The organism is Rhodanobacter ginsengiterrae, assembly GCF_050026815.1.
GTDB classification, from domain to species: Bacteria; Pseudomonadota; Gammaproteobacteria; order Xanthomonadales; family Rhodanobacteraceae; genus Rhodanobacter; species Rhodanobacter ginsengiterrae.
On record NZ_JALBWO010000055.1, the window covers coordinates 119723 to 134948 of the forward strand.

A 15226-nucleotide genomic window follows, 5' to 3' on the forward strand; every position below is an offset into this window, starting at 1 on the left:
ATGCCTATCCCGCGCCTAGCCAATCTGATCGACGGTCGCCTGCAGGCGCCTCGCCTCGATGCCTGGCTCGACGTGCACGAACCGGCAACCGGCCAGGTCTTCATGCACTGCCCCGACTCGACCGAAGCCGACGTTGCTGACGCCGTGGAGGCCGCTCGTCGCGCCGCACCGGAATGGGCGAGTACGCCGATCGAGCAGCGCGCGCAGCACCTGCACCGGTTGGCCGACCTGGTCGAGGCAAGACTGGATGAGTTCGCCGCGCTGGAGTCGCGCGACAACGGCAAGCCGCTGGCGCTGGCTCGCCGGCTCGACATCCCGCGCGCGGTCAGCAACCTGCGTTACTTCGCGGCGGCGATCATCAGCTGGGGCAGCGAATCGCATGCCATGGAAACCGGCACGCCCGGTGCCGGCGCGATCAACTACACCTTGCGCCAGCCACTCGGCGTGGTCGGTTGCATCAGTCCATGGAATCTGCCGCTGTACCTGTTCACCTGGAAGATCGCACCAGCGCTGGCCGCCGGCAACACGGTGGTGGCCAAGCCGTCGGAAATCACCCCGTGCACCGCCGCCCTGCTCGGCGAGCTGAGCATCGAGGCGGGCCTTCCCCCCGGCGTACTCAACATCGTGCACGGTCGCGGCCCCGCCGTGGGCCAGTCGATTGTCGAACATCCGGCGGTGAAAGCCGTCTCCTTTACCGGCAGCACCGATACCGGCGCCCGGATCGCCGCCGTGGCTGCCGGGCAGTTCAAGAAGCTGTCGCTGGAGATGGGCGGCAAGAATCCGGCGATCGTGTTCGCCGATGCCGACCTGTCCGACATCAACCTCGACACCATCGTGCGCTCCGGCTTCGCCAACCAGGGTGAAATCTGCCTGTGCGGCTCGCGCCTGCTGGTGCAGAAGTCGATTTACGCCGATTTCCGTCAGCGCTACCTGGACAAGGTTCAGGCGCTGCGCGTGGGCGACCCGGAGCAGGCCGACAGCGACCTCGGCGCGATGGCCTCCAGGGCGCATCACGACAAGGTGCTCGGCTGCATAGAGCAGGCCCGCAGCGAAGGCGGCCGCGTTCTTTGCGGCGGTGGTGCGATCCAACCAGGTGGGCGCTGCACTGAAGGCTGGTTCATCGCACCCACCGTGATCGAGGGCCTGCCCTCCGCCGCGACAACCAACCAGCAGGAAATCTTCGGTCCGGTGGTCTGCCTGATTCCGTTCGAGGATGAAGCCGAGGCGCTGGCCATCGCCAACGACAGCCGCTATGGCCTGGCCGCCTCGCTCTGGACGCAGGACCTGTCCCGCGCGCACCGCCTGGCCAGCCAGCTCGAGTTCGGCATCGTCTGGATCAACTGCTGGCTGCTGCGCGATCTGCGCACGCCGTTCGGTGGCACCAGGCAATCGGGCGTCGGTCGCGAAGGCGGCAGCGAGGCGCTGCATTTTTTCACCGAGCCGAAGAACATCTGTCTTGCCTACGATGCGGCTCCGTCGCGCCGCCAGGACACACGACCAGAACCCTTGGAATCCTGATGAATTCATTGAAAGATCTGCTCGCCAACAATCGCCGTTGGGCCGACCAGGTCACCGCGCAGGACCCGACTTTTTTCGAGCAGTTGTCGCAGCAGCAGGCTCCACGCTACCTGTGGATCGGCTGCTCGGACTCGCGCGTGCCCGCCACCCAGATCGTCGACCTGCCTCCGGGCCAGATCTTCGTCCACCGCAATGTCGCCAACGTGGTCGTGCACACCGACCTCAACGCGCTCAGCACCATCCAGTTCGCAGTCGACGTGTTGCAGGTGAAGCACATCCTGGTGGTCGGCCACTACGGTTGCGGCGGCGTGGGGGCCGTGCTCAGGGAAAGCCGCCTGGGACTGATCGACAACTGGCTCCGGCACATCACCGACATCGCCATGAAGCATGCGGACAAGCTCGACCCGGCTCAGGCGTTCGAGTTGCGCCATGCGCACCTGTGCGAATTGAATGCACTGGAACAGGCGCTCAACGTCTGCCACACCACCGTGGTACGCGAGGCCTGGGAGCGCGGCCAGCAGCTGGCCGTGCATGCGTGGATCTACGGCCTCGACAACGGCCACATCCACGACCTCGGCCTGGACGTACGCGGCCGTGACCAATTGCCCGAAGCCTATCACCGGGCGGTCACCGAACTGACACGCCGCTGGGAAGTGGCGGCATGAGCGGCGGGGGTATCCGAACCGATGCCGCGCCCGCGCCGGTGGGTGCCTATCCGCACGCGCGGCGCGTCGGCAATCTCCTGTTCCTGTCCGGCGTGGGTCCGCGGCAGCCAGGCAGCCAGGCCATTCCCGGCAACGTGCACGACGCCGATGGCCAACTGATTGGTTACGACATCGAGGCGCAATGCCGTCAGGTCTTCGCCAATGTGCGCGCGGTGCTCGAAGCCAGCGGCGCCGATTGGAGCGACCTGATTGACATCACCGTGTTCCTCACCGACATGCAGCGCGATTTCGCCACTTACAACCGCCTGTATGCGGAATGTTTCGCCGGCGTGGATGCATGCCGTACCACGGTCGGCATCGAGGCGCTGCCCACACCGATCGCGATCGAACTGAAATGCGTGGCGGCGCTGCCCGACGGGACAGGCTGACGCGCCACGGCTCGACTCGCGCACCTCCCATGGATTGAATCGCGGCCATGAAAAACCCCGCCAGCATGTACTGGCGGGGTTTCGGATCACGACGCGATCAACCTGCCGGCGTGGTTGCCGGGGTGGCGTCGGTAGCAGCGGCCGCCTTCTTGCTCTTGTGATGGGACTTGTGATGCGCCTTGTGATGCATAGCGGTTGCCGGAGCGGCCGCCGGCGTCGCGGCAGTGGCTGGAGTAGTCGCCTGCGCCGCCGGAGCAGCAGGCTGCGGGGCGGCAGCTTGGGCCAGCACGGAACCGGAAAGGGCCACGCCCGCCACAAGCAGGGAAGCGATCAGAACTTTACGCATCATGATGTCGAGCCTCGCACAATGAAGGTATCGCGGACCCGGCCGGAACCCGGCAACTCGGGTGGCGCGACGGACGAACGATGCGACGGCGACGGGATATGGCGACTGAACGAAACTTGCCGCTTTCGGCGTGATCCCTGCGGAGGATCTTGACTTCCGGGAGCCACGATCGTCGATCGCAAAAGCTTGCGCCACGAGTTCGCGTCAGCGTCGATTGATCGACCACCGGCATCGGTTGCCACACGAGCCCGCCGCCGCTCAGTCCAGGCAATTCCGCAACAGCCTCTCGATCAGCTCCTGCACCAGCGGCGCCCGCGCCTCGTCATAGGCGAAGCTGTCCTCGTCCATGTAATTGAGTTGGGCCAGTTCCAGTTGCACCGCCTGCACACCCGTGCCGGCCGCGCCGTAATGGCGGGTGATATAGCCACCCTTGAAGCGACCGTTGACCGCGAAGCTGAAGCGGCGCTGCGATTCCAGGCATGCCTGCAGCCGTGACTGCAGCGAGGGGTTACAGCTCGCCCCGGCCGCCGTACCAAGATTGAAGTCGGGCAGTTGACCCTCGAACAACATGGGCACCCGGCTGCGGATGGAGTGTCCTTCCCACAGCACGACCTGTCCGTGCTCGGCAAGCAATCTCGCAAGTTCCTGTGCCAGGGCATCGTGGTACGGGCGCCAGTATTCATTTATCCGGCGTTGAACTTCGTCCTGGTCAGGCTCCTGCCCGTCCCGATACAGCGTTTCGCCGTCGAAGCCGATGGTCGAAACCAGCCCGGTCTCGCGCTGACCCGGGTACAGCGCCTGGCCATCGGCGGGTCGGTTCAGGTCGATCACGTAACGCGATGCCATAGGCTTCAGCACACTGGCGCCCAGCGCCTGCGCCAGTGGCTCGTACAGGCGCCCGACATGCCAATCCGTATCCGGCGAGCGCCTGGCGGCGGGACGCAGGCGCTCGGCGACATCGGCAGGGATGAAACTGCCATCGTGCGGCAGGCTGATCAACAGCGGCATGCGACCGCGCTGCAGGGTGAAGGTATTCATCGTCACATTGTACTCAGACACGGTCCCGTCGTTTGCCGATGGAGGCCGAGCCAATCAGCCTCGTCGCCTTTGTATTGAACCGGACAAGGTGCCTCCACCAGCAGACGATATCCTTTCGGAGATCGTTCGGGGTTTATCCCGGCGATGCGCCAGCCGGTTCGATGGGTACTTGTCTGGCGATCCATTCGAGGGCAGGCTGGCAACACATCAATGCGGAGGTACGACCATGCCGAGCTGGATGTCTTCCCACATGGCCGCAACGACCATTTGCCTTGCAGCCTCGCTGTCCGCACCTGCCTTCGCCCAGGGATTCAGCACGGACGCAACGGCCATGTTCCGTGAACTGCGGCGGCAACCCAACGACCTGGCGCGCTACATGTACCTGCTCGAGGCAACGCCGAAGCTTCCGGTCGCCGATCAGCAACTGGCCCTGCAGATGTTTGCCTCGGTCGAGAACGAACTGGGGCTTTATGACGAAGCACTGCGTGATTTTCCGTTGAAGAGCCACATCCCGCCCGATGACAGCTTGCCGACGCCGACCGAGTGGGCGTCCACTGATGCCGCGGACGCCATCACCAGAATGGTGACGGGCCGCCGTCTGGTCATGATCAACGAGGCCCACCACGACGCCCATACCCGCCAATTGACGCTGGCCCTGCTGCCGCGCCTGCGCGCGCTGGGCTTCGACTACTTTGCGGTCGAAGCCTTGTCGGACAAGGACGCTCAGCTGATGCAGCGAGGCTATGCGATCGAGGACAGCGGGACGGAATATCTGCGCGAACCGTCTTACGGCGATATCGTGCGAACCGCGATCAAGCTGGGTTTCACCTTGGTGGCCTACGACGTGGGCGCCGATTCGCAGGAGGGCCGCGAATCCGGGCAGGCGAGCAACCTCTACAGGCAGACATTTGCGAAGGACCCTGGGGCCAGGCTGTTTGTGCACGCCGGTTACGCACACATCGACAAGGCCAAGAGGCGTCTGGGCAAGGTGCGGCCGATGGCGATGTACCTGCAGCAATTGAGCGGCATCGAACCGCTCTCGATCGACCAGACAGAATTCCGCGAGCAAGTCCCGCCCGAAAAGGATGCCTACCGGCAACTGGTCACGGCGTTCCCCTCGGACGGACCCATCGTGCTGATCAACCGTGCAAACGGCAAGCCCTGGAGCGACCATCCTGGCGAGTACGACATGAACGTGCTGCTGCCGCCTGCCAGCAGCGGCGTCGTCGACAGCGGCTTCCTGCGACCCGTGTCGAACGTGCGCGCATCGGATCGCGATCATCTGATGTTGCCCGATCAGATCATCAAGCTGCGGCCGAACTGGCTGGCGCGGCAGGCAGGGCGTGCCGCGTATCCGATCAGCGCGACGATGTGCAAGACCACCTTTCCCTGCGTCATCGATGCGCACTTCATCGATGAATCGAGCGACGCCATCGCCGCCGACCGCTACGCTTTCATGCGCGGCGACGTCGTGTCCAAGCTCTATCTGCAGCCGGGCAGTTATCGCCTGCGCGCGTGGGGCGTCAACGGCAAGACCTTGGGCGAACAGCTGATCACGATCAAGGCGCGCTAGAAGCTGGCAGCGCGACGGGCCGCGCAAGTCACTTGCGACCAATGAATTACGCATGTAGTCTTTGCATGAACTACGCGTGTAATCCAAAAGGCTGCGTGATGACCAAACCGCTTCCACCGATCAGTGAAGCCGAGAGCAGGGTGATGGAAATCCTCTGGCGCAAGGCACCGCAGAGTTCCGAGGACATCGTCTGTGCCCTGCAGAGCGAAAGCGACTGGCATGAGAAGACGATCCGCACCCTGCTCAACCGATTGCTGGGCAAGGGTGCCGCAACCGCCCGGAAAGACGGCCGGCGCTACCTGTATTCGCCCGCGCTGACTCGCGAGCAATGGCAGTCACGGGAAAGTCGCAGCCTGCTCGATCGCGTGTTCGGCGGCCGGCTTTCACCGCTGCTGGTGCATTTCAGCGAGCACGAGAAGCTGGGCGCGAAGGACATTGCCGAACTACGCAAGCTGCTCGACGCGATTGAAAAGAAGGCGCGCTGACATGGACGTCACGGCACTGCGCTCGCTGCTGCTGGTGACCCTCGCGCTTTGCGTGGTGCTGCTGGTGCGACGTCGCGCGCGACGGACCCTCGGCGCCGGCCCGGCCTTCACGCTGTGGTTGCTGCCGCCGCTCCTGGCAACGCTTCCGTGGATGCCTGCGCTGCCAAGCGGCCTGTTGGTGCTGCCGACCATCAACGCGCTGCCCGGCGACGCGATGATTGCCGCTGGCGCGCCCAACACGTTCTTTGGCTCATGGCTGTGGGTGGCATGGCTGATCGGAGCGATGCTCTGCATGATGCGATTGTTGGTGCATTACCTGAACATTTCCCGGCGCACTCGCCCGCTCCCAGACGCATGGAAAACCATCCTGCAGCGCGAGATGGAAGGACTGGACCTGCACCGCCTGCGCATGCATCCGGCTGGTCCGGCTGTGCTGTGGGCACCGCGCAGCCTGTTGCTGCTGCCACCCGATTTCCTGCAACGCTTCGGTATGGCGGAACGCCGACTGATCCTTCGCCATGAACTGGCCCATCTGCATCGAGGCGATGTGCTGTGGAGCCTGCTGGCCGAACTCGTGGTGGCCTTGCTGTGGTTCCACCCGCTGTTGTGGCTGGCCCTGCCCCGCTTTCGACTGGATCAGGAACTGGCCTGCGACGAACGCGTACTGCGCGACTCACCGCAGGATGAAACCCGTTACGCGCACGTCCTGATGCACAGCGCAGGCACATCAACCATGCCGGCGCTGATCCCCTGGCTCGCCGAGCCACAACTCAAGGAGCGACTCATCATGATCCAGCGTCATCGTCCCGGCGCCCTGCGCCGCCACCTCGGCTATCTCGTATTGGTCACGCTGATGGCAGGCAGCACGCTGGTCGCGCAAGCTGGCACAACACCCGCGCATGATCAGCGCGCCGAGGCGGATACGACCCACAACATGGGAATCCAGCCGTCCTATCCCGCCGCGGCCATCAAGAACCGGGAAGAGGGCACGGTCGTTCTGCTGGTCCGGGTTCACGCCGACGGCACCGTCGGCAGCATCAGCTACGAGCCACAGCACAGCACCACAACGTCGGCCGACCTGATTGCTGCGGCCAGTACGGCAGCCAGGCAATGGCGCTTCAATCCGCAAACGAAAGACGGCAAACCGATCGAAGGCTATGCGAGGGTGCCGGTCAAGTTCAGCCTGACTCCGTTGCCCGACAACAAAGGTTGATAAATTGCATTCGAAAAAGTAACGAATCAGTTGATTTGCATATGAATTATTGAATTGATAACCTCGGCACATTCCCCGCCGAGGTTGTCTCGTGAAACCGCAGCCCGTCGCCCCATGCGCCAGACCGGCAGCGCTCCCGCAGCGCGCCAGGTTGGTGCTGCCGATACTGGCAATCGCCATGCTGGCCGCCTGCTCCGGCAATCCGCACCGACCGCAGCCCACCTTCAGGACTTCCCATTCCGCGCTGGCCGATCTGCCGCCACGCGCGCCCTCGGCCGCCAGTGCCGGCGAAGCCAACGACATTCTGTTCCGTGCCATCGGCCTGGTCGGAACACCCTACCGCTGGGGTGGCAACACGCCGGCCGGCGGCTTCGACTGCAGTGGCCTGGTCGACTACATCTATCGCACCGCCGCCGGCATCAAGCTGCCACGTACCTCGCATGACATGGCCTCGATGGACACGCGCAAGGTGCGCAAGATGACCCAGTTGGCCAGCGGCGACCTGGTGTTCTTCGACATTGGTGGCGCGATCAGCCATGTCGGCGTGTATGTGGGCAAGGGACGCTTCGTGCATGCGCCCAACAGCGGCGGCACCGTGCGCCTGGATGACATCGACGGTCCTTACTGGGGCGATCATTTTGCTTATGGGAAGCGGGTGCTGGATTGAGGGCGGGACTTGCCAGGAAGCTTTCGCGAGGGGTAGTCAATAAATTTTGGGCGGCGTGGAGTGCCCCTCTCCAACTCTCCCCCACAGGGGGAGAGGGCAAACGAAAAACGGCACCGTAGGTGCCGTTTTGGTTTCGCTTCATTGAAGCGGGTGCCGTTTTGGTTTTGCTCTTTTATGCGTCGGTCAGTGCGCTTCGGCGCCCGGCGTATGGGCATGGCCGTGCTGGATCTCTTCCTCGGTGGCATCGCGCACTTCGCCGACCGTCACGTCGAAATGCAGGGCCTTGCCGGCCATCGGGTGATTCAGGTCCACGTCGATCGCACTTATGCCGACCTTGTGCACGGTCACGGCACGCTGGCCACCTTCCTTCAGGCTCAGCACTGTGGTCATGCCCGGCTTGAGGCGATTCGCCTGCGGGAAATACTTCTTCGACATGCGCTGGATCTGGCCTTCCTGACGCTCGCCGTAACCATCGGCGGCAGCCACGTCCACCGACAGCGTGTCACCTGCTTGGTGACCTTCCAGTGCTGTTTCCAGGCCCGGAATCAGCTGACCGTGACCCAGCAGAATCCACAATTGCTCGTCGCGGTCGTGCGAGCTTTCCACCTTTTCGCCATCCACCGTCAGCGTGTAGTGGAGTGCGATGACCTTGTCCTTGCCAGCCTTCATTGCCTGTCTCGTCGATGGGATCAAGCCGCGGATTCTAACAGCCCGCCAGCGGCGAGATGGCAATCAAGCCCCCGGGCGGTGGTGGGCAAAGCCGGTCCCGCGCGCCTCCGGCCCCAGCCACAGCAGCAACGCCAGCAGCAGGGCGACGCCTACCATCCACCACGACATGGCAAACGCGAAGTCACCGCCGTGCCGTTGCGCCAGCCAGGTCTGCGCGGTGGCCGTGACCGCCGCCAGCAGGTTGCCCATCTGGTAGGCAAAGCCGGGCAGCGTGCCACGCACCGCGGCGGGGGAGAGCTCGTTGAGATGGGTCGGCACCACGCCCCAGGCCCCCTGCACCATCACCTGGATCAGGAACGCGCCCAGCCCGAGCAGGATCAGCGAACCGCCGTGCATCCACAGCGGGATCACCGGGATCGCCAGCAGCGCCGCGATCATCATCGCCTTGCGCCGGCCGATCCGTTCCGACAGCGCACCGAAATAGAGTCCGCCAACCAGGGCGCCGAGATTGAGCATCGCCACCAGCACGAAGGCCGCCGTCGAACCGGTGGCCAGATGCAGGCTGGACTCCTCGAACGTGTGATACATGTCCTGCGAGCCATGGCTGAACATGTTGAACGCCATCATCAGCAGCATCAGGTAGATCGCCAGCTTCCAATGCCCGCGCATGGCTTCCAGCAGGCCCGGGCGACGAGTCGCCTGCTGACCTGCCTGCCACACCGCTGATTCGGGCACCTTGCGCCGGATGTAGAGCACCAGCAGCGCCGGCATCGCGCCGACCACGAACAGCCCACGCCAGCCGATGTGGTCCACCAGCAGCCAGTTCGCCAGCGCGGCGAGGAAGAATCCGCAGGGGTAGCCGCTCTGCAGCAGGCCCGACACCGCCCCGCGTGCCTTGGCCGGGATCGACTCCATCGCCAGCGACGCGCCAATGCCCCACTCCCCGCCCATCGCAATGCCAAACAGGAAGCGCAGCACCAGCAGCATGGCGAGTGACGTCGAGAAGGCAGTGGCCAGCTCGAAGACCGAGAACAGGATCACGTCCAGCATCAGGATCGGCCGTCGTCCAAACCGGTCGGCCAGGCGCCCGAACAGCAGTGCGCCCAGCGGACGCGCCGCCAGGGTGAGAAACAATGCGTAGGTGATTTGCGCGGTGCCTGCCTCGAACTCCTTCGCCACCGCGACGATGACAAAGGTCAGCAGAAAGTAATCGAAGGCGTCCAGCGTCCAGCCGAGGAAGCTGGCCAGCACGGTATGCCGCTGGGTGGCATCCAGTTCACGCAGGGGTGCAAGCAGTGACATCGCAACCTTCCTTCCAGGGGATCGCATTGAGCGAATCGAAGACTGGCCGCCATGGTATGCCGGGCATGGCGACAACGGGTGAGAACCACGCGCATGACGCACATGCAACGGATGCCGTAGGCTGCAGGCACTCCTCCAGACCCGGGAACCGGATGGATCGTCGCCAGCGCCAGCGTATCGCCAATCGATATGACAACGTGTTCCAGCGCGGCTATGTCCGGGGCAAGCTGGCCAGCGACCCCGTCTATGCCGCCACCGCGGCGCTGCTGGCGGACAGTTCATTGCCCTTGCTGGATATCGGCTGCGGCATCGGCCTGCTCGGCCAGTATCTGAACATGCACGGGTGCACGCGTCGGTACTTCGGGCTTGATCACGACGTGCGCAAGATCGCCGCCGGACGCCTGGCCGCCCAGCGCGCGGGACTGGACGGCATGCTTGAGCTGCAACATGCCGACGCCGCCGAACTGCCACCGTTGCAAGGCGACGTCACGCTGCTGGACGTGCTGCACTATCTGCCGGCCACTCGTCAGGTGGACCTGCTGCGATCGGCCGTCCGCCACCTCGCTCCCGACGGCCGGCTGATCATCCGCAACGTGCTGCGCGAACCGAACTGGCGCTTCCACGCCACCCGGATCGAAGAATTTTTCCTGCACGTGTCGGGCTGGATCCCCGGCGGGGCGCAACACTACCCCAGCGCCAGCGAACTGCGTGAACCACTGGAGGACGCTGCCCTGGATGTGTACATCGAGCCGCTGCGCGGCCGCACGCCCTTCAACAGTTACCTGATCGTGGCACGCAGGAAATAGCCGCAGCAGACGACACCGTTCAGTTTCACGGCGATCACGCGCACGCCGACCTGCGGAATCGGTTATACTCCGCTCCGCGTTCGTCCCCACGAGCGTTGCGACACACCGTCGCCCCTTTCCCTTAGTTTGCAACACGGTATGAACACTCCGGGTTGCTCAGGAGTGTTACATGTCCTTCGATTCGCTGGGCCTTGCGCCCGCGTTGTTGCGTGCGCTTGCCGATTACGGCTACACCAAACCCACCCCGATCCAGTCTGCGGCGATTCCGCCGGCGCTGGAAGGTCACGACCTGCTCGCCGCCGCCCAGACCGGCACCGGCAAGACCGTGGCGTTCGCGCTGCCGCTGCTGCAGAAGCTGTCCACCAGCGGGCAGACCATGACCCGGCGCCCGCGTGCCCTCATCCTCACCCCGACCCGCGAACTGGCAGCGCAGATTCACGAGAACATTCGTGACTACAGCAAGTTCATCCAGGTCAGTGCCACCACCATCTTCGGCGGCGTCAGCATGGGCCCGCAGATCAACGCGCTGCGCCGCGGCGTCGACATCGTCATCGCCACCCCCGGCCGCCTGATCGATCACATGCAGCAGCGCACGCTGGATCTTTCCGCGGTGGAAACGCTGATCCTCGACGAAGCCGACCGCATGCTCGACATGGGCTTCCTGCCGGCCCTGAAGCGCATCCTGCAGTCGGTGCCGAAGAAGCGCCAGACCATGCTGTTCTCGGCTACCTTCGCACCGGCGATCAAGACGCTGGCGATGGAGTTCATGCACAACCCGAAGGAGATCTCGGTGTCGGCGCCGAACACCGTCACCACCCTGGTCAGCCATCAGGTGCATCCGGTCGACGCCTCGCGCAAGCGTGACCTGCTGCTGCACGTGCTGTCGCAGGACAGCCGTCGCCAGTCGCTGGTGTTCAGCCGCACCAAGCACGGTGCCGACAAGCTGGTGACGTTCCTGAACGCCTCCGGCCTGCGCAGCGCCGCGATCCATGGCAACAAGAGCCAGAACGCACGCACCCGCGCCCTGAGTGACTTCAAGAGCGGCCGTGTCACCGTGATGGTCGCCACCGATATCGCGGCCCGCGGCATCGACATCGAACAGTTGCCGATCGTGATCAATTTCGACCTGCCGTCGGTGGCCGAGGATTACGTGCACCGGATTGGCCGCACCGGCCGCGCCGGCATGGAAGGCCTGGCGCTGTCGCTGGTCAGCCACGACGAGTCCGGCCTGCTGTTCGACATCCGCAAGCTGCTGAAGCAGGACATCGCCATTACCCCGGTAAGCGGTTACGAGCCGTCGGCGCCGCTGCGCCTGGACGCCGGCGCACCCCGTCCGAAACAGGGTGGCGGTGGCGGTGGTGGTCAGCGCCAGCAGTCGCGCGCACCGCGTCAGGGCAAACCCGCCGGCGCGGCGCGCCCGAGCGGTTATGCGCCGCAGGCCGGTCGTGGCGAACACGCCGCCGGCAACCAGCGCCGTCGTTCGAACCAGCGTCCGGCCGCCAAGGCCTGAGCCATCCGTACAGCGTGAATACCGATGTGGCGGCCGGATGGCCGCCACATCGTTTTCCCGTGCCGCGAAAAGTCAGACCAGGCCGAGTGCCCGTGCGTGGTGTCGCAGATGGTCGTCGATGAAACTGGTGATGAACCAGTAGCTGTGGTCATAGCCGGCGTGTCGACGCAATAGCAGTGGCTGCCCGGCCTCGGCACAGGCCTGGTCGAACAGCTCCGGTTTCAACTGGCCTTCCAGGAAGGGATCGGCCTCACCCTGGTCGATCAGGATCGTGCCGGCGAAAGTTTGCCGACGGACCAGCTCGCACGCGTCGTAGTCGGCCCATCCGGCAGGGTCTTCACCCAGATAGCGCGGCAGCGCTTTCCTTCCCCACGGCACCTGGCTGGGCGCGACGATCGGCGCGAAGGCCGATACCGAGCGGTAGCGGCCGGGATGTTTCAACGCGATGGTCAAGGCACCATGGCCACCCATCGAATGGCCGCAGATGCCGCTGCGCGAAACATCCACCGGGAAGTTCGCCGCGATCAGGGCAGGCAACTCCTGCACCACGTAGCTGTGCATGCGGAAACGCGCCGACCACGGTGCCGCGGTGGCATCGACGTAGAAACCCGCTCCCTCGCCGAACTCCCAGTCACCGGTGGCGCCATCGAAACCGGTATCGCGCGGACTGGTATCGGGCATCACCAGCGCGATACCCAACTCCGCTGCCAGCCGCTGCGCACCCGCCTTGATCGTGGCGGTTTCCTCGGTACAGGTGAGGCCGGCCAGGAAATACAGCACCGGACAGGCGCCTTGCGCGGCCTGCGGCGGCAGGTAGAGCGCAAAGCGCATCGGCCCGGCGCAGGCGTCCGAATGATGGCGGTAGATGCCTTGCACGCCGCCGTGCAGGCGCTGTTCGGAAATCGTTTCAGGCGTGGCCATCGTGCTGGTGGCTCCTCGGTCGGTCGTCCATCGAGAATAACCGGGCTCGAGCTGCCTTTCGCGTTCAGCCAGAATTGCCACGCGCGGGCATGGAGGCTGGTAGAATGGCCGATCCGCGCGTCGCATTCCCGACGCTGCCCTCTGTTCCGAGGTACCCCCCATGTCATCCCCTGATTCCGACAACGCCCCGGTACCGTCCGGCTTTGGCGCACTTGCGCTGCATCCCGACGTGATGCGCGCACTCACCGATGTCGGCTACGAGTCGCCATCGCCGATCCAGGCCGCGACCATTCCGCCACTGATGGAAGGGCGCGATGTGCTCGGCCAGGCGCAGACCGGCACCGGCAAGACCGCCGCCTTCGCGCTGCCGATCCTTTCGCGCATCGACCTCAAGCCCGGCGGCAAGCCGCAGGCGCTGGTGCTCGCGCCCACCCGCGAGTTGGCCATCCAGGTGGCCGAAGCCTTCCAGAAATACGCCACGCACCTGCGCGGCCTGCAGGTGCTGCCGATCTACGGCGGCCAGAGCTACGGTCCGCAGTTGCACTCGCTAAAGCGCGGCGTGCACGTGGTGGTGGGCACGCCCGGTCGCGTGATCGATCACATGAACAAGGGCACGCTGGATCTTTCCGAGCTGAAGTATCTGGTGCTCGACGAAGCCGACGAAATGCTGCGCATGGGTTTCATCGACGACGTCGAAAAGGTGTTGCAGGCGACCCCGCCGCAGCGCCAGGTGGCACTGTTCTCCGCCACCATGCCGACCCAGATCCGCAAGATCGCCCAGCGCCATCTGAAGGATCCGGTCGAGGTCACCATCAAGTCCTCGGCCACCACCACGCCGAACATCCACCAGCGCTACTGGTTCGTCAGCGGCATGCACAAGCTCGATGCGTTGACGCGCATTCTAGAGGCCGAACCGTTCGACGCGATGATCATCTTCGCGCGCACCAAGCAGGCCACCGAGGAATTGGCCGGCAAGCTGCAGGCACGCGGCCTGGCTGCCGCCGCGATCAACGGCGATATCGCGCAGGCACAGCGCGAGCGCGTCATCCAGCAGTTGAAGGACGGCAAGCTCGACATCCTGGTCGCCACCGACGTTGCCGCACGCGGCCTCGACGTGGAGCGGATCAGCCACGTGTTCAATTACGACATCCCGTACGACACCGAGAGCTACGTGCACCGGATCGGCCGCACCGGCCGCGCCGGTCGCAGCGGCGAGGCGATCCTGTTCGTCAGCCCGCGCGAGCGCGGCATGCTGGGCGCGATCGAGCGCGCCACGCGCCAGCCGATCGAGCAGATGCAGTTGCCGTCGGTGGACGTGGTCAACGACGTGCGCATCGGCAAGTTCAAGCAGCGCATCAGCGACACGCTGGCGCAGGGCAGCCTCGGCGAATTCCAGAAGCTGATCGAGCAGTACGAGCAGGAACACAACGTGCCGGCGATCGAGATTGCCGCCGCGCTGGCGCGTATCGCGCAAGGTGACCAGCCGCTGTTGCTGGCACCGCCGCCGAAGCGCGAGAAGTACGAACCGGCCACGCGCGAGCGGGTCGAGCGTGCCGCGCCGCGCGAGCGCAGCAGCAGCGAACACCGCCCGCCGCGCGCGCGCGAGGCCGCCGCTCCCGGTCACCCGCCGGCTCGCGAAGCAAGGCCCGTCGAACACCGGCCGCGCGAACATGGCGCCCATGACAGTGCGCCGCCACGCGAGTTCGGCCACCGCCCGGTGCGCGCGCATGCGACCGAGGAAGGCAAGCGCACCTACCGCGTCGAAGTCGGCCACGAACATGGCGTGAAGCCGGGCAACATCATCGGCGCGATCGCCAACGAAGCCGGACTGGAAAGCCAGTTCATCGGCCGCCTCAGCATCCGTGACCACTACAGCCTGATCGACCTGCCCGATGGCATGCCCGGCGAAGTGTTCGAGCACCTGAAGAAGGTGTGGGTGGTGCAGCAGCAGTTGCGCATCCACGAGTGGGACGGCACCGACACCGGCACCAGCGCACCGGCGGCACACAAGCCGGGCGGCTTCAAGAAACCCGGTGGTTTCAAGCCGCGGCCTGCAGGTGGCAAGCCGCCACGGCGCAAGTAAGC

Annotated in this window: 15 protein-coding genes; 10 read left to right on the top strand and 5 right to left on the bottom strand. The window is 65.0% G+C overall.

Features of this window, described 5'->3' with window-relative positions; genetic code table 11:
• From ACQGNJ_RS11640 to ACQGNJ_RS11650, 3 genes are read left to right on the top strand one after another with little or no spacing between them, the layout of a single operon-like run.
• The gene (locus ACQGNJ_RS11640; RefSeq protein WP_426689411.1) at window positions 1–1518 is read left to right on the top strand and encodes an aldehyde dehydrogenase; all 1518 of its coding nucleotides are present in this window, start codon (window positions 1–3) and stop codon (window positions 1516–1518) included.
• A complete protein-coding gene (gene can, locus ACQGNJ_RS11645; protein ID WP_426689412.1) occupies window positions 1518–2183 on the top strand; it encodes a carbonate dehydratase in 666 nt (221 codons plus the stop codon). The genes ACQGNJ_RS11640 and can overlap by 1 nt, the downstream gene beginning before the upstream one ends.
• Window positions 2180–2611: a RidA family protein gene (locus tag ACQGNJ_RS11650; RefSeq protein ID WP_426689413.1), complete on the top strand. Its 432-nt coding sequence runs from the start codon at window positions 2180–2182 to the stop codon at window positions 2609–2611. Before can ends, ACQGNJ_RS11650 begins: the two co-directional genes overlap by 4 nt.
• Before the next feature lie 97 nt (window positions 2612–2708).
• Here ACQGNJ_RS11650 and ACQGNJ_RS11655 read toward each other — a convergent pair whose 3' ends face one another.
• Together ACQGNJ_RS11655 and hutG are read right to left on the bottom strand one after the other, a co-directional pair.
• Window positions 2709–2960, bottom strand: coding sequence for a hypothetical protein (locus ACQGNJ_RS11655; RefSeq protein ID WP_426689414.1), 252 nt, complete (start codon window positions 2958–2960; stop codon window positions 2709–2711).
• 255 nt (window positions 2961–3215) lie between these two features.
• Window positions 3216–3995, bottom strand: coding sequence for an N-formylglutamate deformylase (hutG, locus tag ACQGNJ_RS11660; RefSeq protein ID WP_426689624.1), 780 nt, complete (start codon window positions 3993–3995; stop codon window positions 3216–3218).
• An 88-nt stretch (window positions 3996–4083) separates the two neighbouring features.
• Here hutG and ACQGNJ_RS11665 point away from each other — a divergent pair, with 88 nt between their 5' ends.
• The 4 genes from ACQGNJ_RS11665 to ACQGNJ_RS11680 all read left to right on the top strand — a co-directional run bounded on the left by ACQGNJ_RS11665 (window position 4084) and on the right by ACQGNJ_RS11680 (window position 7933).
• On the top strand, window positions 4084–5568 hold the full coding sequence (locus tag ACQGNJ_RS11665; protein ID WP_426689415.1) for a hypothetical protein: 1485 nt from the start codon (window positions 4084–4086) through the stop codon (window positions 5566–5568).
• Window positions 5569–5666: 98 nt separating this feature from the next.
• Window positions 5667–6053, top strand: coding sequence for a BlaI/MecI/CopY family transcriptional regulator (locus ACQGNJ_RS11670; RefSeq protein ID WP_426689416.1), 387 nt, complete (start codon window positions 5667–5669; stop codon window positions 6051–6053).
• A 1-nt stretch (window position 6054) separates the two neighbouring features.
• The gene (locus tag ACQGNJ_RS11675; protein ID WP_426689417.1) at window positions 6055–7266 is read left to right on the top strand and encodes a M56 family metallopeptidase; all 1212 of its coding nucleotides are present in this window, start codon (window positions 6055–6057) and stop codon (window positions 7264–7266) included.
• A 91-nt stretch (window positions 7267–7357) separates the two neighbouring features.
• Window positions 7358–7933, top strand: coding sequence for a C40 family peptidase (locus tag ACQGNJ_RS11680; protein WP_426689418.1), 576 nt, complete (start codon window positions 7358–7360; stop codon window positions 7931–7933).
• A 183-nt stretch (window positions 7934–8116) separates the two neighbouring features.
• Here ACQGNJ_RS11680 and ACQGNJ_RS11685 read toward each other — a convergent pair whose 3' ends face one another.
• Together ACQGNJ_RS11685 and ACQGNJ_RS11690 are read right to left on the bottom strand one after the other, a co-directional pair.
• A complete protein-coding gene (locus ACQGNJ_RS11685; RefSeq protein WP_426689419.1) occupies window positions 8117–8602 on the bottom strand; it encodes an FKBP-type peptidyl-prolyl cis-trans isomerase in 486 nt (161 codons plus the stop codon).
• 63 nt (window positions 8603–8665) lie between these two features.
• Window positions 8666–9904: an MFS transporter gene (locus ACQGNJ_RS11690; RefSeq protein ID WP_426689420.1), complete on the bottom strand. Its 1239-nt coding sequence runs from the start codon at window positions 9902–9904 to the stop codon at window positions 8666–8668.
• A 152-nt stretch (window positions 9905–10056) separates the two neighbouring features.
• On the opposite strand from ACQGNJ_RS11690, the gene ACQGNJ_RS11695 reads away from it, so the two are divergent.
• Complete coding sequence (locus ACQGNJ_RS11695; protein WP_426689421.1) at window positions 10057–10710, top strand: class I SAM-dependent methyltransferase; 654 nt, start codon at window positions 10057–10059, stop codon at window positions 10708–10710.
• 169 nt (window positions 10711–10879) lie between these two features.
• Entirely contained in the window at window positions 10880–12220 is a 1341-nt protein-coding gene (locus ACQGNJ_RS11700) for a DEAD/DEAH box helicase (RefSeq protein ID WP_426689422.1), read from the top strand.
• 72 nt (window positions 12221–12292) lie between these two features.
• Here ACQGNJ_RS11700 and fghA read toward each other — a convergent pair whose 3' ends face one another.
• A complete protein-coding gene (gene fghA / locus ACQGNJ_RS11705) occupies window positions 12293–13141 on the bottom strand; it encodes an S-formylglutathione hydrolase (RefSeq protein WP_426689423.1) in 849 nt (282 codons plus the stop codon).
• A gap of 160 nt (window positions 13142–13301) precedes the next feature.
• Here fghA and ACQGNJ_RS11710 point away from each other — a divergent pair, with 160 nt between their 5' ends.
• Window positions 13302–15224 (top strand): DEAD/DEAH box helicase, encoded by a 1923-nt coding sequence (locus ACQGNJ_RS11710; protein ID WP_426689424.1) that lies wholly within the window; start codon window positions 13302–13304, stop codon window positions 15222–15224.
• Window positions 15225–15226 lie beyond the last annotated feature (2 nt).